Origin of the sequence: Acidipropionibacterium jensenii, assembly GCF_005890135.1 — a bacterium.
Classification (GTDB): Bacteria; Actinomycetota; Actinomycetes; order Propionibacteriales; family Propionibacteriaceae; genus Acidipropionibacterium; species Acidipropionibacterium jensenii.
Map to the genome: position 1 here is coordinate 1,889,434 of NZ_CP040635.1, position 22,897 is coordinate 1,912,330.

The window sequence follows — 22,897 nt, forward strand, 5'->3', positions numbered from 1 at the left end:
CCACCTCATCGTGTCGGGATGACTCGCAGAGCATGCGCTCCGTGACCGAGACAATAGCGCGACCGGTCCCGTACGTCGCCCGGAACCGGCAATAGCGGCGCCGAGTCGATCATCCTCGCCGCTGGCCCTAGACTTGCCAGCCATGGAACAACTCCATGACGTCGTCCTGGTCGTTGACTACGGCGCTCAGTACGCCCAGCTGATTGCCCGCCGAGTGCGAGAGGCGTCGGTCTACTCCGAGATCGTCCCGCACACGATGTCCGTCGAGGACATGCTCGCGAAGGATCCGGCCGCCATCATCCTGTCCGGGGGCCCCAAGTCGGTCTATGCCGACGGTGCACCGCAGGTCGATCCTGCGCTGTTCTCGGCGGGTGTCCCGGTGATGGGCATCTGCTACGGGTTCCAGGCGATGGCCGAGGCCCTCGGTGGGACGGTGGCCCGCACCGGGGCCAGCGAGTACGGCCGCACCAGCCTGTGCATCACCTCGCCGGGTCATCTCCTCTCCCACATCCCGCACACCATCAGCGTGTGGATGAGTCACGGCGACTCCGTCGAGAGGGCACCCGAGGGGTTCACCACCCTGGCCCGCACCGCCGGAGCACCGGTGGCCGCCTTCGAGGACGTCGAGCGTCAGCTCGTCGGGGTCCAGTGGCATCCGGAGGTGGCCCACTCCGAGTCCGGGCAGGCGGTGATGGAGCACTTCCTGTTCGACGTCGCCGGCTGCCGGCCGGACTGGACGGCCTCCAGCATCGTCAGCGACCAGATCAGCCGGATCCGCGCGGAGGTCGGCGATCGCCGGGTCATCTGCGGGCTGTCCGGCGGAGTCGACTCGGCGGTCGCCGCCGCCCTCGTCCAGCGCGCCGTCGGCGACCAGCTCACCTGCGTCTTCGTCGACCACGGTCTGCTGCGCAAGGGCGAGGCCGAGCAGGTCAAGAAGGACTTCGTCGAGGCCACCGGCGCCGATCTGGTGGTCACCGACGAGTCCCAGCGATTCCTCGGGGCCCTGGAGGGGGTCAGCGATCCCGAGACCAAGCGCAAGATCATCGGACGCGAGTTCATCCGCGCCTTCGAGGACGTCGCCCGCGGCCTCAACGACGGCCAGCCGATCGACTTCCTGGTCCAGGGCACCCTCTACCCCGACGTCGTGGAGTCCGGTGGGGGTGACGGCGCCGCCAACATCAAGAGCCACCACAATGTCGGCGGGCTTCCCAAGGACCTGAAGTTCACCCTGGTCGAGCCGTTGCGCGCACTGTTCAAGGATGAGGTCCGGGCGGTCGGCAGCGAGCTCAACCTTCCCGACGAGATGGTCTGGCGTCAGCCCTTCCCCGGCCCCGGCCTGGCGATCCGAATCATCGGCGAGGTCACCGGTGAGCGGCTGGAACTGCTGCGCGAGGCCGATGCGATCGTCCGCGAGGAGATTCGCGCGGCGGGTCTCAACCGCAAGATCTGGCAGTGCCCGGTGGTGCTGCTGGCCAATGTCCACTCGGTGGGCGTTCAGGGTGACGGGCGGACCTACGGGTCGCCGATCATGCTGCGCCCGGTGACCAGTGAGGACGCCATGACCGCCGACTGGGCCCGGGTGCCCTTCGACGTCCTGGAGAAGATCTCGACCCGGATCACCAACGCGCTGCCCCAGATCAACCGGGTGGCGCTGGACATCACCAGCAAGCCGCCGGCCACCATCGAGTGGGAGTGATCCCTCCGGCACACCCCGGAGAGACACGGCAGGCGGGCCCCGGAATCATTCCGGGGCCCGCCTGCCGTGTCCTGTGACGCTGATCCGTTCCGCGGGCCATTGCCGCGGATCGACCGGATCAGTCTGGGATCAGTGCTCCGAGTAGGGGTCGAAGGTCTCCGAGGACTGCTCCTCGGTGCGCTGGGGACGGTGGCTCTTGCGGCTCTGCCACGAGGTGCGCGCCTGCTCGGCAGCCTCGGAGGCGAAACTCGAGCCGTCCTCCTCATTGGGGATGATGGCCCAGGCGACCAGGTAGATCAGTGGGCCGGCTCCGGCGAAGAGGATCAGAGCCGCGGCGACGATCCTCACCAGGGTGACGTCGACGTCGATGTTGCGGGCGATCCCGGCGCAGACGCCGCCGAGAAGACGACCCTCCTTGGGACGGGTGAGCTTGGTCATGATCGGTGTCCTTTCGTGATGAGTGTCAGTACGATTCCGAGAGTTCCCAGGCAGATGAGGACGAGCGGGCCCATCCTCGTCAGGTCGCGCCAGATGAGATGGACGTCCAGGGCCAGTGCGACTCCCAGCCCTGAGACGATGGTCAGCAGCAGCCCCCAGATGAGGGCGCCGATGTCGAGGCGGTCCAGCCGTGAGGGGGACCGGGAGTTGGATCGACGTGCGGTCATGAGGTCACGACCTTCACATTCGCCCCGATCACCCTCAGGTTCAGCGTCCAGGTGGCCGCTCCCGGTTCCCGGGGGCCGGTCCAGTAGTCGGAGCCCCCGCTGAGCAGCTCCGTCCCGTCGGGTCGGGAGACGGTTCCTCCGGTGGTCTCGGTGAGCAGGTTGAGTGTGGTCTGGCGCGGCATGACGATCGTCATGTCGGACCCGACCACCGCCACGGTGGTGGTGCGGTCCCGCGACAGGGTCAGGTCGGAGGCGTCGATGGTGCTCTCGGCGGCCACCACGGTGACGCCGTCGGCCGGCAGGTCCGCAGCGTCGGTCCAGACCATCGAGGCGGCCGTTCCGGAGGCCACCCGGGAGGGCAGCCCGGCTTGGGAGACGGCCACCGTCCCGGTGAGGGCGAGGGTGGCGGCAAGGCCGAGAGTCACCCCAAGATGGGGCCGGCGGGTCCAGACTCCGAGCACCTGGAAACCGGCCATCACGGCCACCGCCAGAGCCAGGCCGAGGATCAGCGGGTGGGGGACCGGGGAGTGGATGCCGACGGCCATCGCGATCCCCGACAGCACCACCATCGCCAGCAGCAGCAACCAGCTGCGGCGGAACCGATCTGGTCTCGCAGGGGTCTCGACGGTGGGGCGGTAGGGGTCGAAGGTGGCCAGGGGGCCGGTGCCGATCTGCCCCTGGGTCTGGTCCTCGGGCTGATGGGCCAGGGTCTGGCGGCCCTCGGCGTCATCGGCGTCGGGGATGAGCGGCGTCGGGGAGGCGGGGGATGCGACTGCAGCCCTCCGGCGGGCCCTGCACACCAGCCAGTAGCCGATCGCCAGGACGACCGCCGGTCCCACTCCGAACGGGGTGAGGTGGCCCAGAACCGGCATCGCGAGGGCCCACACCGCGATGAGCAGGACGGTCATCTGCCAGCCCTTGAGGCGAGTCAGCCGGGGGGTGCGCTGGTCGGCGATCGAGCGGCCCTGTGTGGTCGGCATGAGCACCCAGGCGGCTGCGTAGAGCACCACTCCGATCCCGGCGCTGAGTGCCAGCAGCGCCGCCAGCACGCGGATGAGCAGGGGATCGACGTCCCAGTGCCGGGCCAGGCCCCGGCACACCCCGCCGGCCACCCGCTGGTCGGACCGCTGCACCTGCTGCCAGATCCGGGTCTGCGCCCCGATGTCGAGGGAGTCAGACCCGGAGCGGCCAGTCGTCGGTGGAGCGGTCCGGGAAGTCATGCCCTCCATGCTGCATCGATCGGAGCGTCGGCAACACCGTCTCGCACCCTGATCCAGCACCCATTCCACGGTGCGGAGGTGGATCCGGGACGGTTGGGGTGTCAGTGTGGGAGGCATGGCTGAGCAGGACAGGGGATCGATGCGCCCGGATCGGGTGCCGGTCCCCACCGAGCTCGCACGCAGCGACTCCACGAGGGGCGACTCCGCGAGGGGCGACTCCACCAGGCACGAGAGCGCACCCGGTGAGGTGAGGGCCCGGGGGGCCGGGGCTCCCGATCCGGAGGACGCCGACGGGCCCCTTCGCACGGCCTGCCGGCGCCCCGACCAGGGGTGGATCGTCGGGGTCGCCGCTGGTCTGGCCGACCATCTCGGGATCCCGGTGTGGATCGTGCGCCTCGGGTTCGTGGCCCTGGCCGCCTTCGACCTGGTCGGCGTCCTGATCTACGGGGCGCTGTGGATTCTCATGCCCAGGGCCGAGGAGTCGGCGTCCAGCCCGGGGCTGGTCTCGGCCGATCGCCTCGGCCTGCGGACCCGCGCACCCCTGGCGGTCCGCAGCCCCAGCGATCTCACCGGCGCCCTGGTGCTGGTGGGAGTCGGTCTGGTGTGGGCCCTCCAGGTCATCGGCTTCGGAGTGTCCAGTCGCTGGTTCTGGCCGCTGGCGCTGGCCGCCGGGGGAGTGGCGATGGTGTGGCGCCAGGCCGACGACTCGGCCTCGGCCGACCACACGGGTGCCGAGAAACCCTGGCGGCAGGCGCTGATGGGACGCCGCGGCAGGCTCGCCGCGGTGCGGGTCGGCGTCGGTCTGGCCCTGGTGGGCACCGCGGTCTCCCTGGTGGCGGCCTCCCAGATCGGTGTCGACCAGCTGCCCACTCTCGCCCTGATGGCCCTGCTGGTGCTCGGCGGGGTCTCCCTGGTGGTCGCCCCGTGGGCCCGCTCCTGGCAGGTGCGACTGCGCAGAGCCGACCGGGAGCGGGTGGTGGCCGATGCCCGCGCCGACATGGCCGCCCACCTGCACGACTCGGTGCTCCAGACCCTCGCGCTGATCCAGCGTCAGGCCGACGACCCCAGGGCGGTGGCCACCCTCGCACGGCGTCAGGAGAGGGAGCTGCGCGAGTGGCTCTACGGCGGGGCGACGGCGACCGCAGCCGACCCCGGTCGTGGTTCGGGGGCCCGATCCGACGGCAGCGAGGCGCAGGCCTCCTTCAGGGCGGTGCTGTCGGCCGAGTGCGCCCGGATCGAGAGCGAGCGCGGCACTCCCGTGGAACTGGTCTGCGTGGGAGACGTCGTGATGGACGACGGCCTGCGGGCGCTGTCCCAGGCGGCGGCCGAGGCCGTGATGAATGCCGCCAAGCACTCCGGAGCCCCCAGGGTGGACGTCTACGCCGAGGTGGAGCCCGACCAGGTGGAGGTCTTCGTCCGGGACCGCGGTACCGGCTTCGACCCCGATGACATCGCCGATGACAGGATGGGAGTGCGGCGATCGATCATCGGTCGGATGGAGCGTCACGGCGGCACCGCCACGGTGCGCAGCGCGCTCGGCGAGGGAACCGAGATACGACTTCAGATGGCTCCCGAGACAGGCGGGGCGGACTCCTCCGGCAGACCCACGAACGACTGAATGACGGCGACGAGACCGACGAGGATGAGATGAGCTACGAGATGTCCGGGGAGCACGACCCGGTGACCATCGTGCTGGTGGATGACCACGAGATGTTCCGGGTCGGGGTTCGCTCCGAGATGGAGCAGCACCGAGACCGGGTCCGGGTGGTGGGGGAGGGCTGGGACGTCGACTCGTCGGTGCAGGCGGTGATGACCGGCCGCCCCCAGGTGGTGCTGCTCGACGTGCACCTGCCCGGTGGCGGCGGCACCGAGGTGATCCGCCGGTGCGAGGCCGGCGGTCTGGAGTCCTCGGCCACCCGGTTCCTCGCGCTGTCGGTCTCCGATGCGGCCGAGGACGTCATCTCGGTGATCCGGGCCGGGGCGCGGGGCTATGTCACCAAGTCGATCTCCTCGGAGGAGCTGCTCGACGCGATCGACCGGGTCTCCACCGGTGACGCGGTGTTCTCCCCGCGGCTGGCCGGTTTCGTCCTGGACGCCTTCTCCGGTTCCATCGAGGTGGCCAGTATCGACGAGGATCTGGACCGGCTGTCGCCCCGGGAGCGCGAGGTGATGCGGCTGATCGCCCGCGGCTACGCCTACAAGGAGGTGGCCCGGGAGTTGTTCATCTCGGTCAAGACGGTGGAGACCCACGTCTCGAATGTGCTGCGCAAGCTCCAGCTGTCCAACCGCCACGAGCTGACCCGGTGGGCCACCGACCGTCGGTTGATCTGACCCCTGGGGGGCGCCCGGGCGCCCCAGGACGTCAGGAACCCCCGCCGGATCGCTCCGGCGGGGGTTCCTGACGAACGGCTGAGGGATCAGGCGCGTCGACCGCGGGCCAGCCCCCAGATGAACAGCACGATGAGGGAGCCCAGCACCGCCAGCAGCCAGCTGCGCAGACTCCAGAACTGGTAGATGCCGACGTGGAAGACAGTGCTGCCGATCCAACCGCCGAGGATCGCGCCCACCACGCCGAGCAGGATGGTGGACAGCCATCCGCCACCTTGTCTCCCCGGCATGATCGCCTTGGCGATCGCACCGGCAATCAGTCCCAACATGATCCACCCAAGAAATCCCATGGGCCCATGCTATGAGGATCTGGCAGGATTGAAAGGGCAGGAGATCCTTCTGGGGGTCGAACGGGGGTACCCCGGACCCGACCCTCAGAACAGCGGCCGCCAAGGGGCCAGCAGCATCTCGGTGAACTTCGCGAACACCGACCGGCGTCGCCACCGGTCCAGATCCATCTCGGTGCAGTTGCGCGAGTCGATCTCGAAGATCTCCTCCATCGCGCGGGCCACCTGAGCACCGACCACCGAGATGTTGATCTCGTAGTTCCCCTGCAGCGAGAGCCGGTCGATGTTGGCGGTGCCGATCGTCGTCCAGGCGCCGTCGATGGTGCAGGTCTTGGCATGGACCATCGCCCCCTGGTACAGCAGCAGGTGCACCCCGCAGCTCAACAGCCGCTCGTAGTAGCCCCGGCTCAGCCAGTCGGCGACCACGTGATTCGACTCGGCGGGGATGATGATCCGGACGTCCACCCCTCGTGCGCAGGCGCTCCGCAGCGCGGCCATCATGTCGTCGTCGGGGATGAAGTAGGCCTGGGTCATCCAGATCCGCTTGGAGGCGCGGTCGATCGCCTCGAGGTACATGTTGCGGATCGGGTACATCGCCATCCGCGGCACATTGCGGCGCACCTCGATGGTGGTGTCCCAGGACCGGGAGATCGGACCGCTGAGCCGCTCGGGTCGACGCCGCGAGGGCAGGGAGGCGTAGGGACGCAGATTCCACTTGTCGACGAAGGCGTTCTCCAGGTCGGCCACCGCGGGGCCCACGATCCGGGCGTGGGTGTCGCGCCACCGGTCGGCATAGGTCTTGCCGATGTTGTAGCCGCCGACGTAGCCGATCCTGGAGTCCACGATGAGCAGCTTGCGGTGGTCGCGTCCCAGATTCCGCACACTCGGCAGCCCCGGGGTGAGCAGCGGATGGGGTCTCACGTGGACCCCGGTCAGTCCGTGGAAGAAGCGCGGGTCAACGACGAGGTTGGCGAACTCGTCCCAGATCGCGTAGACCTTCACGCCGCGCGCCGCGGCGTCGACCAGAGCCTGGCGGAACTGGCGTCCCACCTCGTCGGACTTCCAGATGAAGGTCTCGAAGTGGATGGTGGAGGTGGCCGCGGCGATGTCGGCGAGCATCTGGGAGTAGAGGTCGCGTCCGAAGGTGAAGACGCTGACCTGGTCCCGCCCGGCGCTGACCGGCTCGGCCGGGGCGGTGGGGAACCGGTAGGGCCGACGCGAGCGCCGTTTGATGGCGGTGAAGGTGACCAGGGCACCGGCCGCAGCCAGCTGGGCGGCGAGCAGACCTCCCGACATCCAGTGCGCAACTCTCCGGAGGCGCCCTGGATGACGCGGTGACAAGGCCATGCCCGCCAGCCTAGCGGCTGTCGCCGGCGTCCCCCCAGCTACCTCCGCATGGCCTTGCGGGCCAGTGCGTTGCCGGCGAACTGGGCCGCCTGGACGATGACGATGATGGTGATCACCGCGATGAAGGTGACCGTCCAGTTGAACCGCTGGTAGCCGTACTGGATGGCGAACTGTCCCAGCCCGCCGCCGCCGATGGCACCGGCGATGGCCGTCATGTCGACGATCGCGATGAGGACGTAGGTGTAGCCGAGGATCAGCGGCCCGAGGGCCTCGCGGGCCACCACGTCGAAGAGGATCCGCCAGGGTCCGGCGCCCATCGCCCGGGCCGCCTCGATGACGCCGGGATCGACGGTGACGAGGTTCTGCTCGACGATCCGCGACATCGCGAAGGTGGCGGCGATGCACAACGGGAAGGTCGCGGCCTGGACCCCGATGGTGCTGCCGATCACCTTGAGGGTCAGCGGGCCGATCGCGGTCATGAAGATGATGAACGGGATCGGTCGGACGATGTTGACGATGATGTTGAGGATGAGGTTCGCGGTCCGGTTGGCGAGCAGGCCGCCGCGGCGGGTCGCGAACAGGAAGATCCCGAGTACCAGGCCCAGGATTCCACCGACGATGAGGGTGATCACCGCCATGAAGAGGGTCTGCCAGATCGCGTCCAGGTAGACGGGCTTGAGTGTCTCCCAGTCCATCAGTTGTCCTCCCCGCTCGTGACGGTCCGTGTGGACCCGTCATCGACGGCATCGCCGGCGATGACGTTCAGCTGGTGTGCGGCCTTGGCGACGTCCTCGGGAGGGCCGCTCAGGGCCACCGTGTAGTTGCCCAGGGCGCCGCCGCGGACCTCGATGACTCCGCCGTGCACGATCTTGAAACTGACCCTGCCCAGCCTGCCCAGTTCGGCCAGGGCGTTGCCGAAAGCACTCGCCTCGACGCTGGGGACATCGACCAGAGTGGCCCCGGGATTCTCCCGACGCAGCCGCTCGAGCTCATCGGGTCCGGGGTGCTGGCCGATGATCGTCGACAGGAACCGCTGGGTGGTCTCCGACTTCGGTCGCGCGAAGATCTCGCGGGTCGAACCGGTCTCGATGAGGTGGCCGCCCTCCAGGACGCTGACCTGGTCGGCGATGGATCGCACCACCTCCATCTCGTGGGTGATGACGATCACGGTGACGCCCAGTTCGGCATTGATGCGCTGCAGCAGGGCGAGCACCCCGGCGGTCGTCTCCGGGTCCAGGGCGGAGGTGGACTCGTCGGCCAGCAGGATGGTCGGCCGGGTGGCCAGCGCCCGGGCAATCCCGACGCGCTGCTTCTGGCCTCCCGACAACTGGTCCGGATGGGTCCACGCCCGGTCGGTGAGCCCGACGAAGGACAGCAGCTCGGTGACCCGGGCCCGCTCGTCGGCCTTGGACCATCGGGCCAGTTTCAGCGGGTAGGCCACATTGTCGTAGATGGTGCGGGAGTTGAGCAGGTTGAACTGCTGGAAGATCATCCCGATGTCGGTGCGCAGCGGCCTCAGCTGCCGCTCGGTGAACCGGGAGATGTCGGTGCCCTTCACCACCACGGTGCCGGAGGTGGGTTGCTCCAGGCCGTTGATGAGTCTCACCAGGGTCGACTTGCCGGCGCCGGACTGTCCGATCACCGCCGAGATTGCGCCTCCCTCGAAGTCCAGACTGACGTCGTCGAGGGCCTGTACGGGTCCGGAACGGGTCTGAAAGGTCTTGGACACGTGATCGATGTGGATGATCGGGTCGCCCATTCGGGTCCTCCTGTGGTCGGCTGAACCGTCGTGGTGGGCCGCAGCGCGGCCCACCACGACGGAGGAGGTCACTTGTTCTTGAGCTCGGTCTGGAGCTTGTCCAGAGAGGACTGCAGATCGGCCTGGGAGGTCCCCTTGACGATCTTTGCGGTGTTGTCGGACTCGGCGAGAACGGCCTTGAGCACCTCGGGGTCGTGCCAGATCTGGGTCACCTTGAGGTAGGTGGCGTTGTTCTTGTCCTTGGCGCGGGCCGCGAAGATGTTGATGTAGGGGGCGGACTCGGGGCTGGCGGGATCATCCTGGAAGAGGGCCGACTTGGGGTCGAGCTTGGCGTCCCGGGCGAATCCGTTGTTGATCACCGAGGCGTCCACGCTCGGCAGGGCGGTGACGGTCTGGGAGGCGTCGACCGCGGTGACCGTGATCTTCGACTTGTTGGAGATGATGTCGGCCGGGGTGGACAGCGGGGAGCCGCCGTTGCGCAGGCTCAGCAGTCCGGCCTTCTGCAGCAGCAGCAGGGCACGACCCTGGTTGGTGTCGTCATTGGGGATGGCGATCTTTCCGCCGGCCGGGACCTGGCTGAGCTTGGTGTGCTTCTTGGAGTAGATCGCCAGCGGGACGATGTAGGTCGGGGCCAGTGGGATCAGGTTGTCGTTGTTCTCGGCGTTGTAGTTGGCCAGGAAGAAGACGTGCTGGAAGAAGTTGAGGTCGATCTGGCCCTGGGAGAGGGCGCGGTTCGGCTGGTTGTAGTCGCTGAAGTCGACCTTCTTGATGGTGATGCCCTGGGCGGCGGCCTTCTTGATGAAGATGGGCCAGAAGGTGGCGCCGGCCTCGGTGGTGCCGATCCGGACCGTGGAGCTGGCCGTGGCGTCCGAGCCGGCGGCCTGGGATCCGGAGTTGCGCTGGGTGGCCCACACGATCGCTCCGGCGATCAGGGCGATCACGACGACGACCGCGGTGATGATCAGACCCTTGCGGCCGCCTCCCTCGGGCTTGTCGGGAAGGGCCTGAGGCTCCTCCGGTGTGGAGCCTGCGGGATTCTGGGGGGTGCTCATGATGGTTCTCCTGGGACAGCGAATGAGTGGGGATAACCCCGATCGGGGTCTGATCGGTCGGCGGAGAAGCTGGTCCTGGCGCGGCCATGGGCATGCGGGAGGAAGGCAGACTCCACCGTTGGAGATCCTGCTGGGTGACTCGGGATCGGTCGAGTCAGCAGGTGCCGGACATTCGGCAACACGCGTCCGCAGCGCAGCACATCATCATCGCCGCACGCCGGTCGGCGCGAACGAGATGTGTGGTGGCGGTCGCCATGTCGTGTCTCCTGCTCTCATGTGCCGTGTGGCACCTACTGCGACACGTACTCGCGCCGCGGAGGTCCTATGGTGTCAGACCTGCTTCGCAGATGCACAGAAGAGGTCAGTAAGTGACACCATGTCTCAGAACTCGGACATGACCTTATGCGGAGATCGGCGGCCAGTCAACTCATCGGGAGGCCGCGGGGGCGACGAACGGTGGTCGACCGTTCCGGTCGCGGGCCGGTCGCTCGGCTGCTGTGCCGGGCTGGCCGTAGTCTTGGCACCGCCATGAGTGACGCCACCCCAGATCTGTTCTCCTTCTTCGCCTCCGCGCAGCCGCCGACCACTGCCCGCTATGGGGCCGAGTCGTCCCGCCGGCTGCCGGCCGGGGCGGGGTCCTCCGGTGCCCAGTCGCACAACCGGACGCCGTCCGGGACCGAGCCGGGATTCCGGCCCGAGCCGCGCCCGGCCACCGAGGATGAGCTGCTGGCGGACCTCAACCCGCCGCAGCGCGAGGCCGTGCTGCACGCCGGCTCGCCGGTCCTGGTGGTGGCGGGAGCCGGGTCGGGCAAGACGCGGGTGCTCACCCGCCGGATCGCCCACCTGGTCCAGGTGCGCGGCGTCCACCCCGGATCGATCCTGGCGATCACCTTCACCAACAAGGCGGCCGCCGAGATGAAGGCCAGGGTGGTGGAGCTGGTCGGTCGGCGGGCCCGGCCGATGTGGGTCTCGACCTTCCACTCGGCGGCGGTGCGGATGCTGCGCTCCGACATCGACCGGATCGGGATGTCGCGCACCTTCTCCATCTACGACGACACCGACGCCAAGCGGCTCATCACCCTGGTGACCCGCGACTCCAAGCTGGACCCCAAGAAGTTCCAGCCCCGCACGGTGATGAACTGGATCTCCGACCAGAAGAACGAGCTGATCGACCCGGCGGCAGCGGCCGCCTCCGCCACCAGCGGAAACGACCGGCTCTTCGCCGATCTCTACGCCGAGTACCAGCGGCGGCTGCGCTCGGCCAATGCGCTGGACTTCGACGACCTCATCATGGTGACGGTCACCCTGCTGAGGCAGTTCCCCGACCTACGCGAGCAGTACCGGCGCCGGTTCCGCCATGTCCTGGTCGACGAGTACCAGGACACCAACACCGCCCAGTACCAGTTCATCCGCGCGCTGTGCGGGACCGACCCGGTGACCGGCGGCCCCGATGACCGGCAGGAGGGTGTCCGGCAGGAGGACCCGGAGGCGACCAGAACGGTCGATCCGCCGGAGCTGATGGTGGTGGGGGACTCCGACCAGTCGATCTACGCCTTCCGCGGCGCCACCATCCGCAACATCCTCGACTTCGACAAGGACTTCCCCGGGGCACGGACCATTCTTCTGGAGCAGAACTACCGCTCCACCCAGACCATCCTCAGCGCCGCCAACAGCCTCATCAAGGTCAATCCCAACCGGCCGGCGAAGAACCTGTGGACCGATGCCGGCAACGGCGAGAAGATCATCGGCTATGTCGCCGACACCGAGCACGACGAGGCCGCCTGGGTAGGCCGCAAGATCGACGAGATGGTCGACGCCGGGCTGACGACCTACGGCGAGGTCGCGGTCTTCTACCGCACCAATGCCCAGTCGCGGCCCTTCGAGGATGTCTTCATCCGCACCGGCCTGCCCTACCGGGTGGTCGGCGGGGTGCGCTTCTACGAGCGCCGGGAGGTGCGCGACGCCGTCGCCTACCTGCGTGCCATCGCCAACCCCGCCGACGACGTCTCGGTCCGGCGGATCCTCAACGTGCCCAAGCGCGGTATCGGCGCACGCGCCGAGGCCTCCCTTGAGCTCTTCGCCACCGCGCGACGGATCCCCTTCTCCGAGGCGATCGACCGGGCCGGTGAGATCACCTCGATGGCCAGCCGTTCGGTCCACCAGATCGCATCCTTCGCCGAGTTGATGGCCGACCACCGGAAGATGGTCGCCGAGGGGGCCAGGGCCGACGAGATCCTCGACTCGATTCTCAAGAAGTCGGGCTATGTGGCCGAGCTGGAGAACTCCAAGGATCCCCAGGACCAGACCCGCCTGGAGAACCTGGTGGAGCTGCTGTCGGTGGCCCAGGAGTTCGTCGCCCGGGTCCACACCATCGACCTGGACGGACGGGAGGAGGATCAGTCGGATGAGGACCAGGACGAGCTGGCCGAGGTCGACGACTCGCTGCCCGCCTTCCTGGAGCAGATCGCCCTGGTCGCCGACTCCGACGCCATCCCCGAGGAGGGGGACGGGGTGGTCACCCTGATGACCCTGCACACCGCCAAGGGGCTGGAGTTCGACACCGTCTTCGTGACCGGCTTCGAGGACGGCGTCTTCCCCCACGCCCGCAGCCTGGCCGATCCCAAGGAGCTCGCCGAGGAGCGCCGGCTGGCCTATGTGGGGCTCACCCGGGCCCGCAAGCGCCTCCTGCTGTCGCGGGCCGTGGTGCGCACCACCTGGGGGCAGCCCCAGTACAACCCCGCCAGCCGGTTCATCGACGAGATCCCCGAGCGCCTGGTGACCTGGGAGCGGGTGGCCGACGCCTCCCCCGGCTGGGCCTCCACCTCGCAGAGCGGCAGCCGCAACGCCCGGTCCACCCTGACCGAGGGCGGTCCGGTCTTCGGGTCGGGAGCCGGACGGCCGGCCTCCAGGCCCGCCCCGATCTCCCTGCAGCCCGGGGACAAGGTGCTGCACACCCAGTTCGGGCTGGGCACCGTGCTGTCGACGAAGGGATCGGGGGGCAGCGCCACCGCCGACGTCGACTTCGGATCGGTGGGCACCAAGCGCCTGGCGCTGAAGTTCGCCCCGCTCGAGAAGCTCTGAGGCCTCAGGAGCCCCTGAGTCGCCAGGAAACCCGGCGCCCAGGGAGCCTTGAATCGCCAGGGCGCACCGAGCCCCCTGACCCTGAAGAATCCTGGCGGGCAGACTCAGTACCGGGGGCTCGATGTCAGCCGTGGTCCTCGCGGGGGCGAGAACCACGGGTCGGGGGTCAGGGCTTCAGGCCGATCGACCGCAGGAAGACCAGCGGATCGGTGGTGCTGTAGACGTCACCGGGGGTGGTGCCCGCCGGGTAGTACTCGAAGTGCAGGTGGCAGCCGAAGGCTCGACCAGTCTCGCCGGAGTAGCCGATCAACTGGCCGGGCTTGACGGTCTGGCCGACGGAGACGGACTTGCTCGTCATGTGCGCGTAGAGCACCGACCCGCCGTTGGCCAGGTGGATGACGACGTGGTTGCCGGCCCAGGAACCGCCGGTCGACTCGCCGACCACTCCCGCGGCGACCGCGTGCAGCGGGGTGCCGCAGGCGGCCACGAAGTCCTCACCGGTGTGCCAGCGAGCCCACACGCCGGTCTCGCCCCAGTAGGAGCCCAGGGTGTAGGAGCCCGGGTTGATCGGCAGGGAGGCGCCGCCGTCATTGGTGATCGCCGAGGTGGTGCCGGCGGTGATCTTGACCCCGCTGGCCGCGGCAGCCTTGACCAGCTTCTGCTCGGCGGCCTTCTTCTCGGCGGCGATCTTCTTGGCCTGCTTCTTCACGGCGACGATGGAGGCGTCCAGCTCCTTGGCGCGGACCGTCTCGGAGGCGGTCACCGCCTGGTTCTGGATGCCGTCGGTGGTGCTGTCCAGATCGGTGCTGCGCTGGTTGGCCGCCGACTGGCTCATCGCCTTGTCGATCTCGGAGCGCACATTGCTGCGAGAGACCGAGGAGCCGCGTCCGGCGTTGTTGGTGCGCGAGCCGATGCCGGCCGAGCCGGCGCCGTTGAGCTGGTTGTCGGACTGGGGGACCGCCCGGGTGACATCGGACCGGTTGGGGTCGACCGTCAGTGAGTGGAGGTTCGTCGCCGAGGAGTTCGAGGCGCTGGTCAGCATCACCGCACCGGCGGTGACGGTTCCCAGGGCGGCCACCACGGCCACCGCGATCCCGGCGCGCAGCGGGGACCGGCGACGATGGTCGGCGAAGGCCCGCTCGGCGGGCTGATCGGGGTCGAAGCCCTCGGCGTCCAGCTCCTCGTCGTGGGCCTCCGGGGGATCGACCACGGCCGAACGGCGGAGGAACTCCAGCGGTGCGAACCCGCCACGACGGTGCCTGAGTGTGCTCACTGAACTCCTAGTACGTGGGACCAAGTCCCAGTCGAACGCGGATCTGCGGTCCTTCTGGAGGATGATGCAGGGCTCCGGTGGAATGCTGAGAAAACATTAGCATCTCTCAGGAATGACTCCAATTCGGGGCTGCGGTACTGCTTGGCGACGGAGCACGACGTCAACCGTCGGGGGTTGATACTGTGGCGGCGCTGGGCACCGATCAGCTCGATCCTCCTGGCTCGAGCGGAGATGCCCGGGACACCAGCCGGCCAGACCCCGGTGGTCGACCACCTCGCAGAGTGGAGAGATTGTGGATCTGTATGAGTACCAAGCCCGCGACCTGTTCGAGAAGCACGGTGTACCCGTGCTCCGGGGCATCGTCGCCGAGACCCGGCAACAGGCCGTGGACGCGGCCGCCGAGCTGGGAACACCCGTCGTCGCCGTCAAGGCCCAGGTGAAGGTGGGCGGCCGCGGCAAGGCGGGCGGCGTCAAGATCGCCAAGTCCCCGCAGCAGGCAGGGGAGTGCGCCGAGGCCATCCTCGGGATGGACATCAAGGGACACACCGTCGGCAAGGTGATGATCGCCGAGGGAGCCGAGATCGTCGAGGAGTACTACTTCTCGATCCTTCTCGACCGCGGCGAGCGCCAGTACCTGGCGATGTGCTCCCGCGAGGGCGGGATGGACATCGAGACCCTCGCCAGGGAGCGCCCGGAGGCGCTGGCCAAGGTGCCGGTCGACCCGATCGACGGGATCGACCGGGCCAAGGCCGTCGAGATCCTGGAGGCCGCCGGGTTCCCCGCCGACAGCCACGACGCCATCGTCCCGGTGATCCTCACACTGTGGGAGGTCTACTCCGCCGAGGACGCCACCCTGGTGGAGGTCAACCCGATGGTGAGGACCGGCGACGGCCGGATCATCGCCCTGGACGGGAAGGTCACCCTGGACGGCAACGCTGCCTTCCGCCACCCCGAGCACGCCGACCTGGTCGACCGGGCGGCCACCGACCCGCTGGAGCTGCGGGCCGGTGAACTGGGCCTCAACTACGTCAAGCTCGATGGCAGCGTCGGGGTCATCGGAAACGGCGCAGGCCTGGTGATGAGCACCCTGGACGTGGTCGCCTACGCCGGTGAGAACTACCCCGGATCCCCCAGGCCCGCCAACTTCCTGGACATCGGGGGCGGCGCCTCCGCCGAGGTGATGGCCAATGGCCTGGACCTCATCATGTCCGATCCCCAGGTGCGGTCGGTCTTCGTCAACATCTTCGGCGGGATCACCGCCTGCGACGAGGTCGCCAATGGGATCAAGGCAGCCCTGCAGACCCTCGGCGACAAGGCCAGCAAGCCTCTGGTCGTGAGGCTCGACGGCAACGCCGTCGACCAGGGCCGGGCCATCCTCAACGACTTCAACCATCCGCTCGTGACCATGGTCGCCACCATGGACGAGGCCGCCAGCAGGGCCGCCGAGCTCGCATCCCAGGAGGTATGAGACATGTCCATCATTCTCGACAAGAACTCCCGGATCATCGTCCAGGGCATGACCGGATCGGAGGGCATGAAGCACACCCAGCGGATGCTGGCCTCCGGATCGGCCATCGTCGGGGGCGTCAACCCCCGCAAGGCCGGCCAGGACGTCACCTTCGACGGGGGCGTCACGGTACCGGTCTTCGGCACCGTCAAGGAGGCTATCGAGGCCACCGGGGCCAATGTCACCGTGGTCTTCGTGCCCGCCCGGTTCACCGCCGCCGCGGTGCTGGAGGCCGTCGACGCCGAGATCCCGCTGGTGGTGTGCATCACCGAGGGAGTCCCCGCCAAGGACGAGACCCAGTTCGTGGCGGCCGCCCGCCGCTCCGGGAAGACCCGCATCATCGGGCCGAACTGCCCCGGAATCATCAGCCCAGGACTGTCGAACGCCGGCATCACCCCGGCCGACATCACCGGCCCGGGGCGGGTCGGCCTGGTCTCCAAGTCCGGCACCCTGACCTACCAGCTGATGTTCGAGGTGCGCGACCTGGGAATCTCCACCGCCCTGGGAATCGGCGGCGACCCGGTGGTCGGCACCACCCACATCGACGCCCTCCAGGCCTTCCAGGACGACCCGGAGACCGACGTCATCGTGATGATCGGCGAGATCGGCGGGGACGCCGAGGAGCGGGCGGCCGACTACATCCGTGAGCACATCACCAAGCCGGTGATCGGATACGTGGCCGGTTTCACCGCCCCCGAGGGCAAGACCATGGGCCATGCCGGGGCGATCATCTCGGGCTCATCGGGCACCGCGGCCGCCAAGAAGGCGGCTCTGGAGGCCGCCGGGGTGAAGGTCGGCAAGACCCCCTCGGAGACCGCCAAGCTGGCCCACGAGGCGGTCGCCGCACTGACCCACTGAGACACCGGTCACCCGGGTCCCCACGAGGGACCAGGGGACACGACCCCCCGCACCACAGGTGCGGGGGGCCGTGTCCTTCAGTACGCCCTCGGCGCCATCAGTCTCATCGGCGCAGGGGCGGGGGAGGGGTTGTCAGTCAGCGAGCCTGGGTGGCCCGCTCGGCGGCCCGGACCGCCAGCTGCGACCAGGCGTCGTCGGTGAACCGGTAACTGGTGGTGACATTGGCCAGCAGATAGGTCACCGAGGAGCCGACCGTGCTCACCGAGACCTGGAAGACGGCCTTGTTCCCAGATCCCGCGTCCTGGGTCACCAGGAAGGACCGACCGGAGATCTTGGCGCCCTTCTCGCCGACCCCGGTGAAGGACTTCGCGTCGCTCACCTTCGCGGTGGTGAGGCTCTTGGAGCAGCTTGCGATGCTGTCGCCGATCTTCTTGGCGAAGGCCGCGGCTCCCGCTGCGTCGCCGAAGCCGAATCGCAGCGAGTCGACACCGAATCCCTGAGGTGCCGAGGAGTCCTTGTAGAGCAGGTAGGTCCGCTGCTGGCGCTCCCGCGGGCCGGAGGCACTGGCGAGGGTGACGCCCTCGCACTGGGTGCCCTTGCTGGACACGCCGGCCGGGGCGGCGGCCTGCCACTCGCCCTGATCAGGGGTCAGACGCGGCAGGTCGGAGGTGATGAGCCAGCCTGGCAGGTCCGATGTCGGCGGGACCGATGCGGAGACCGTCACCTTGCCGGGACAGGTTCCACCGGCCAGCCGGCAGCCCCGGGAGGCAGCAGCGGTGATCGCCGAGGCCGCCGCTGTTGCGTCGATCGGGGTGTGGTTGTCGGAGGCGTCGATCGCCTGGATCTCGCGGCCGATGCGGGTCAGCACGATGGTGCGGTACTGGATGGTGGTTCCCTGGAAGGCGACTGTCAGGGACGTCGCCTCGTCGCCCAGGCCCTTCACCGAACTCGCCGAGACGATGAGTGAGGGGACCGAGTCGCAGGCTGCCAGGGAGGCCGCCTGCTGGGTGTAGACCGACTTGGCGGTGGCCTCATCGGCGTACCCGTCAACCCGGTGCAGGGCGGCGGTAGCGGTCTTGGTGGAGGCGGTGAAGGAGCGCTGCCATGAGGACTGAGGAGTCGGCTGGTCCGCGTCCCGCACGATGCAGGAGATGGTCTGGGTGGAGTCGGCGGGAATGGTCGACAAGGTGTCGTCGACCTTCCAGCTCGCCTTGGTGTCGAGTCGGGAGACCTCGGCGGCACTCATCAGAGAGTCCTGCGGCAGAGGGGTCACCGAGGAGGGGGTCGGGGTGACCGAGGCGCCGGTGATCGGCGACTGATGGTTCAGCCGGGAGACGGCCACCACGACGATCGCCACCACCAGCACGGCGATCACAGCCCACACCCAGGGGCGGCGCAGCGGTGAGCGGTCCACGACGAGCTCATCGGGGGAGGCCGATCCGGGCTCCTCGGCGGCGCGGTGGGGTCGATCCGCGGCCGGGGTCGCGGTCCTGCGGTTCCCGGTCCGGTGACTCCTGGCCCTGGGGATCTTCCCGGCCGGCGGCCGGAAGGCGGCGTCGGGATCGGCGGTCGAACTCTTGCCGTCCTCGGAGGACTCCGGTTCCGTGTCCTGCTCCGGCGTGTCGGTCGCCGGGTCATCGTCGGGGATCAGTCCGCGCCGGGGAGCGGGGCCATCGGCGGACTCGCCGGAGCTTCGCGACCATCCCTGCCCGGCGGGAGCCGGGGTATCGTCTGGGTGGTGCTCGGCCGCTGCGGTGCGCAGCGCGGAACCGTCGGCGGTCTCGGCTCCCGGCTGAATGGAGTCGTCGGGTATCCCGCGCCGCGGCCGACGCGTGGGTTCCTCGCTCACTCGAATGCCTCCAGGACTTGACTATGTGACACAGCGACCGGCGGTATCGGTTCTGGTGGATATCGGCTCACAGCCGCGTCTGCTCAGGCGAGCTTACCGTCTGGGCCGGGGCAGCGCCGTGCGAACCGGTCGTGGCATCCGCCCGATGACCTGGAAGGGTCTGGACCGACTCTGATGGAAGGAGACAGCCGTGCCGCCAGCACACCACGGTCACCGTGGGGGTCGACTGAGTGGGAAGCGGGCGAGTGGGAGTCGCCCGGGTGGGAGCCGGACGGGATCCGGTGACGGCCGCATCGATCTCACCGTGGAGTCCTCGGCCAGCCGTCGACGCCATGACAACGGGCCGCGCTGGCCCTGGCCGGTGGTCTGCGCCCTGGCATGTCTGGTGGGACTCGCCTCGGTGTGGGTCCTGCTCACCGGGCTCATCATCCCCGAGTGGCTGGCTCTGCCGAAGGGGAGTTTCGGGGACCTGGTGCGCGGGTCGACCGGACTGTGGCTGCTGGCCCATGGCGTCCCGCTGAGCGCGCTGGGCCTGAGGGTGAGCCTGGTGCCGCTGAGTCTCACCCTGCTGCTGGTGGTGGTCGGGATGCAGACCAGCCGGTACTCGGCCCGGGTGATGTCGGACGCCCGGCGCCGCGCCGACCGGCCGGTGGCCCTGCGGCAGGCGGGCCAGGTCGCCGCCCTGCACGCCACCGTGCACCTGGTCGCCGTGGTGTTTGCGGCATCCGCGGCCGGGGTCTCGGGCCCGTCGTCGTGGCTGCGGGTCCTGGTCGGCGGCCTGGTCCTCGGCACCGGGCCCGGCCTGGCGGGTGCGCTGCGCGGGGCACGCGTGCGGGCCGCCGGGATGGTACCCGGTGGAATCCGCAACACTTGGGCGGGCGCGATGATCGGCTCCGCAGTGGTGGTGGCGGGCGGGTCGGCGGCGCTGGCGGTGAACCTGATCGCCAACGGTTCCCGGGTGGTGGCCCTCCACGAGTCCCTCGGGGCGGGAGTCTGGGGTGGAATCGTTCTCATTCTTCTGCAACTCAGTTGGCTGCCGAACCTCATCGGATGGTGGTCGGCCTGGACCCTGGGCCCCGGCTTCACCCTGGGACTGGGGTCATCGGTGAGCCCCTTCGGAGTGCATCTGGGCATCGTCCCCGCGATCCCGGCCCTCGGCGCTCTTCCCGCGGCCGGCGACCCCGGTGCCGCGAGCTGGTTGTGGCTGGCGGTGCCCGCCCTGGCGGGGGCCGCCGGGGCCGTCGTGGCCCTGCGGGACCGCCGGCTCACCGATCCCCGGCAGATCCTCGCCCGGGGAGCGGGCTCCGGGGTCGTCGCCGCCCTGGTGGTCGCCCTGCTCGGAGTCCTGTCGGCCGGCGGGATCGGTGCCGGGCGGCTGTCGGCGATCGGACCCCAGATGCCCCAGGTGCTGGGGATGGCCCTCGTCCTGCTCGGAGGTGGCGGACTGCTGGCAGGGGCCGCGGTGGCGGTGCTGCGCTGGCGGGAGGCACGGTCAGGCGACTCGCCGTCCGGGCCCACCGACGAGGATCGGGAGGCCGGCGAGGACACCAGACACCTGGTGCGCTCCTCACGCCGTGCTACCGCTTCCCGCCGTGAGGCCGTCGGTACCGATGGCGGAAAGTCCCGCGACGAGGGGCAGGAGCCGACCCGCGACGGTCGGTAGCCGGCGTCCCCGGACTCCCGATGTGGGGGGTTCTGGGCCGAGGAGGCATACTTGCTGTGCACACGTGCTCCGGGGTCGGTGAAAGTCCGAACCGGCGGTGACAGTCCGCGAACCGCTCATCCAGGTCCACCTGGAGGAACGGCTGAACCGGTGAAAATCCGGTACCGACGGTGAGAGTCCGGATGGGAGGAAGCACGTGGGACCTGCGCGGCGACGCGCCGGGGACCCATGACGGCGATGCCGCCGGGACTCCTCGGTGCCTGTCCGGAGCGGTGGCGTCCTGAACGCCGCCCGACTCCGCACACCGCGTCGTGCCCTGCCGGTCGATGACCGGCGTCGGCCGGGTCCCCGGCGACCCCGGCGTTCGTGAGGACGCGAACGAAGGGTTGTCGATGGTCGAGAGTCATCATGTCGGGACCGGTCACCGGTGGGACGACGCCATGCGTCGAGCCATCGAGCTGGCCGCCAACGGTCCCGCCGTCGACCCCAATCCCCGGGTCGGCTGCGTCCTGCTCGGTCCCGACGGGGCCGTGCTCGGGCAGGGCTGGCACCACGGGGCGGGGACACCGCACGCCGAGATCCAGGCTCTTCGTGACGCCGGAGTGACCGCCGGCCGGGACCGGCTCACTGCCGGGTGCACGGCGGTGGTCACCCTGGAACCCTGCAACCACACCGGTCGGACCGGGCCGTGCAGCCGCGGGCTGATCGCCGCCGGCGTCCAGCGAGTGGTGATCGGCCAGTCCGATCCCAACCCGGTGGCGGCCGGCGGCGCCCAGACCCTGGCGGAGGCCGGGATCGAGGTGGTCGGGGAGGTCCTCACCGATCAGGCGCGGGCCCTCAACCCCGACTGGACCTTCTCGATGGTCCACGGCCGACCCCGGGTGGTGTGGAAGTACGCCGCCACCCTGGACGGTCGCTCGGCCGCCCAGGACGGCACCAGCCGCTGGATCACCTCCGATCAGGCGCGGGCCCGGGTGCATCTGGAGCGCTCCCGGTGCGCAGCCGTGATGGTGGGCACCGGCACCGCCCTGGCCGACGACCCGAGACTGACCGTCAGAGGGGTCGCGGTGGCCCACCAGCCGCTGCGGGTGGTGGTGGGACGACGCCCACTGCCGCCGGGAAGCCACCTCCTCGACGACTCGGCGCCGATGGTCCAGATCACCAGTCACGACCCGCAGTTCGTCCTGGCCGAGCTGCAGCGTCGAGGAGTGCACCGGGTCTGGCTGGAGGGCGGTCCTCGGCTGGCCGGAGCCTTCTGTCGGGCCGGGCTGATCGACGAGGTGATCGCCCACATCGCCCCGACACTCCTCGGATCGGGACCCGCCGCCCTGGCCGACGCCGGGGTCTCCACGATCGACGAGGCCCATCGTCTGGTCATCGACGAGGTGTCGATGATCGGCCCCGATATCGAGATCCGGGCCCACCCGATCCCGCGGGAGCCCCCCGCACCGGTGCCACCTGCACCGAGTCGATCCACACCGGGTCAATCCACGTCGAATCAATCCAGACCGTGACAGATATCAGCACCAGGCAGCCCCGAGGACGGGACTGCCGGGACAGGAGTTCAGCAATGTTCACCGGAATCATCGAGGAGCTCGGCGAGGTCGCCGAGCTGCGACACGGCGCCGACTCGGCCGTGATGACCATTCGCGGTCCGTTGGTGACCTCGGATGCCACCCTCGGGTCGTCCATCGCGGTCGACGGGGTCTGCCTGACGGTGACAGCCGTCGACGGCGACCTGTTCAGCGTCGACGTGATGGCCGAGACCCTGGCCCGCAGCGGGCTGGGGCGTCTGGCCCCCGGAGCCCGGGTCAACCTGGAGAGAGCCCTGCCGGCCGGCGGCCGGATGAGCGGCCACATCGTCCAGGGACATGTCGACGGCACCGGCCGGATCCTCCAGCGCAGGCCCGGGGACCGCTGGGAGGTGGTGCGCATCTCGGCCCCGCAGAACCTCCAGCGCTACATCGTCGAGAAGGGGTCCATCGCGGTCGACGGGACGTCGTTGACCGTCAGCGCCACCGGACCCGGATGGTTCGAGATCGGCCTGATCCCCACCACCCTCGCCACCACCGTGCTGGGAACCCTGCCGGTGGGCGAGGAGGTCAACCTGGAGGCCGACGTCATCGCCAAGTACGTGGAGTCCCTGCTCGCCGGCCGGGAGGCACCGGACCCCTCGCAGTCGAACCGCCCCGACGTCACCCGGACCGCATCCGCCGCCACGACGACCACCACCCAGCCAACCACCACCCAGC

At 69.4% G+C, this 22,897-nt stretch carries 18 protein-coding genes, 1 pseudogene and 1 riboswitch; of the genes and pseudogenes, 9 read left to right on the top strand and 10 right to left on the bottom strand.

Going from position 1 to position 22,897, the window contains the following annotated elements; all coding sequences use genetic code 11:
- Positions 1-142 precede the first annotated feature (142 nt).
- Positions 143-1,696 (top strand): glutamine-hydrolyzing GMP synthase, encoded by a 1,554-nt coding sequence (guaA, locus tag FEZ32_RS08375; protein WP_028702863.1) that lies wholly within the window; start codon positions 143-145, stop codon positions 1,694-1,696.
- A gap of 129 nt (positions 1,697-1,825) precedes the next feature.
- Here guaA and FEZ32_RS08380 read toward each other — a convergent pair whose 3' ends face one another.
- The 3 genes from FEZ32_RS08380 to FEZ32_RS08390 are packed head-to-tail and all read right to left on the bottom strand — an operon-like array spanning position 1,826 to position 3,581.
- Positions 1,826-2,134 carry a PspC domain-containing protein gene (locus FEZ32_RS08380; RefSeq protein WP_028702864.1) on the bottom strand — a complete coding sequence of 103 codons (309 nt, stop codon included), beginning with the start codon at positions 2,132-2,134 and terminating at the stop codon, positions 1,826-1,828.
- Positions 2,131-2,361: a hypothetical protein gene (locus FEZ32_RS08385; protein ID WP_028702865.1), complete on the bottom strand. Its 231-nt coding sequence runs from the start codon at positions 2,359-2,361 to the stop codon at positions 2,131-2,133. The genes FEZ32_RS08380 and FEZ32_RS08385 overlap by 4 nt, the downstream gene beginning before the upstream one ends.
- Positions 2,358-3,581, bottom strand: a complete 1,224-nt coding sequence (locus FEZ32_RS08390) for a PspC domain-containing protein (RefSeq protein ID WP_028702866.1) — start codon at positions 3,579-3,581, stop codon at positions 2,358-2,360. Before FEZ32_RS08390 ends, FEZ32_RS08385 begins: the two co-directional genes overlap by 4 nt.
- Before the next feature lie 115 nt (positions 3,582-3,696).
- On the opposite strand from FEZ32_RS08390, the gene FEZ32_RS08395 reads away from it, so the two are divergent.
- On the top strand, positions 3,697-5,199 hold the full coding sequence (locus FEZ32_RS08395) for an ATP-binding protein (protein WP_244937831.1): 1,503 nt from the start codon (positions 3,697-3,699) through the stop codon (positions 5,197-5,199).
- Between the two features lie 29 nt (positions 5,200-5,228).
- Positions 5,229-5,912, top strand: coding sequence for a LuxR C-terminal-related transcriptional regulator (locus FEZ32_RS08400; protein ID WP_051238232.1), 684 nt, complete (start codon positions 5,229-5,231; stop codon positions 5,910-5,912).
- Between the two features lie 86 nt (positions 5,913-5,998).
- On the opposite strand, the gene FEZ32_RS08405 is transcribed toward FEZ32_RS08400, so the two are convergent.
- From FEZ32_RS08405 to FEZ32_RS08425, 5 genes are all read right to left on the bottom strand, one after another.
- Positions 5,999-6,259, bottom strand: a complete 261-nt coding sequence (locus FEZ32_RS08405) for a GlsB/YeaQ/YmgE family stress response membrane protein (RefSeq protein ID WP_138680402.1) — start codon at positions 6,257-6,259, stop codon at positions 5,999-6,001.
- A gap of 84 nt (positions 6,260-6,343) precedes the next feature.
- Positions 6,344-7,603 carry a phospholipase D-like domain-containing protein gene (locus FEZ32_RS08410; protein WP_138680403.1) on the bottom strand — a complete coding sequence of 420 codons (1,260 nt, stop codon included), beginning with the start codon at positions 7,601-7,603 and terminating at the stop codon, positions 6,344-6,346.
- 38 nt (positions 7,604-7,641) lie between these two features.
- On the bottom strand, positions 7,642-8,298 hold the full coding sequence (locus FEZ32_RS08415; RefSeq protein WP_414973625.1) for a methionine ABC transporter permease: 657 nt from the start codon (positions 8,296-8,298) through the stop codon (positions 7,642-7,644).
- The gene (locus tag FEZ32_RS08420; RefSeq protein WP_028702871.1) at positions 8,298-9,362 is read right to left on the bottom strand and encodes a methionine ABC transporter ATP-binding protein; all 1,065 of its coding nucleotides are present in this window, start codon (positions 9,360-9,362) and stop codon (positions 8,298-8,300) included. The genes FEZ32_RS08415 and FEZ32_RS08420 overlap by 1 nt, the downstream gene beginning before the upstream one ends.
- 68 nt (positions 9,363-9,430) lie before the next feature.
- Positions 9,431-10,414 carry a MetQ/NlpA family ABC transporter substrate-binding protein gene (locus tag FEZ32_RS08425; protein WP_138680404.1) on the bottom strand — a complete coding sequence of 328 codons (984 nt, stop codon included), beginning with the start codon at positions 10,412-10,414 and terminating at the stop codon, positions 9,431-9,433.
- Between the two features lie 528 nt (positions 10,415-10,942).
- Here FEZ32_RS08425 and pcrA point away from each other — a divergent pair.
- Positions 10,943-13,495, top strand: a complete 2,553-nt coding sequence (gene pcrA, locus FEZ32_RS08430; RefSeq protein ID WP_244937832.1) for a DNA helicase PcrA — start codon at positions 10,943-10,945, stop codon at positions 13,493-13,495.
- Between the two features lie 166 nt (positions 13,496-13,661).
- Here the strand turns inward: pcrA and FEZ32_RS08435 are convergent, their stop codons facing one another.
- Positions 13,662-14,768: a M23 family metallopeptidase gene (locus FEZ32_RS08435; RefSeq protein ID WP_127843593.1), complete on the bottom strand. Its 1,107-nt coding sequence runs from the start codon at positions 14,766-14,768 to the stop codon at positions 13,662-13,664.
- Between the two features lie 292 nt (positions 14,769-15,060).
- Here FEZ32_RS08435 and sucC point away from each other — a divergent pair, with 292 nt between their 5' ends.
- Both sucC and sucD read left to right on the top strand, forming a co-directional pair.
- Positions 15,061-16,236 (top strand): ADP-forming succinate--CoA ligase subunit beta, encoded by a 1,176-nt coding sequence (gene sucC / locus FEZ32_RS08440; RefSeq protein ID WP_138680405.1) that lies wholly within the window; start codon positions 15,061-15,063, stop codon positions 16,234-16,236.
- Positions 16,237-16,239: 3 nt separating this feature from the next.
- Complete coding sequence (gene sucD, locus FEZ32_RS08445) at positions 16,240-17,133, top strand: succinate--CoA ligase subunit alpha (protein WP_138680406.1); 894 nt, start codon at positions 16,240-16,242, stop codon at positions 17,131-17,133.
- 136 nt (positions 17,134-17,269) lie between these two features.
- On the opposite strand, the gene FEZ32_RS08450 is transcribed toward sucD, so the two are convergent.
- Positions 17,270-18,982 (bottom strand): hypothetical protein, encoded by a 1,713-nt coding sequence (locus FEZ32_RS08450; RefSeq protein ID WP_028702876.1) that lies wholly within the window; start codon positions 18,980-18,982, stop codon positions 17,270-17,272.
- Between the two features lie 304 nt (positions 18,983-19,286).
- Here FEZ32_RS08450 and FEZ32_RS08455 point away from each other — a divergent pair, with 304 nt between their 5' ends.
- The 3 genes and pseudogenes from FEZ32_RS08455 to FEZ32_RS08465 all read left to right on the top strand — a co-directional run.
- On the top strand, positions 19,287-20,645 hold the full coding sequence (locus FEZ32_RS08455) for a cell division protein PerM (protein WP_127843592.1): 1,359 nt from the start codon (positions 19,287-19,289) through the stop codon (positions 20,643-20,645).
- A gap of 60 nt (positions 20,646-20,705) precedes the next feature.
- Positions 20,706-20,845, top strand: a riboswitch (FMN riboswitch).
- Positions 20,846-21,037: 192 nt separating this feature from the next.
- The gene (ribD, locus tag FEZ32_RS08460) at positions 21,038-22,159 is read left to right on the top strand and encodes a bifunctional diaminohydroxyphosphoribosylaminopyrimidine deaminase/5-amino-6-(5-phosphoribosylamino)uracil reductase RibD (RefSeq protein WP_244937833.1); all 1,122 of its coding nucleotides are present in this window, start codon (positions 21,038-21,040) and stop codon (positions 22,157-22,159) included.
- A gap of 56 nt (positions 22,160-22,215) precedes the next feature.
- Positions 22,216-22,791: pseudogene (locus FEZ32_RS08465) on the top strand (riboflavin synthase); the annotation flags it as partial.
- Positions 22,792-22,897: the final 106 nt, after the last annotated feature.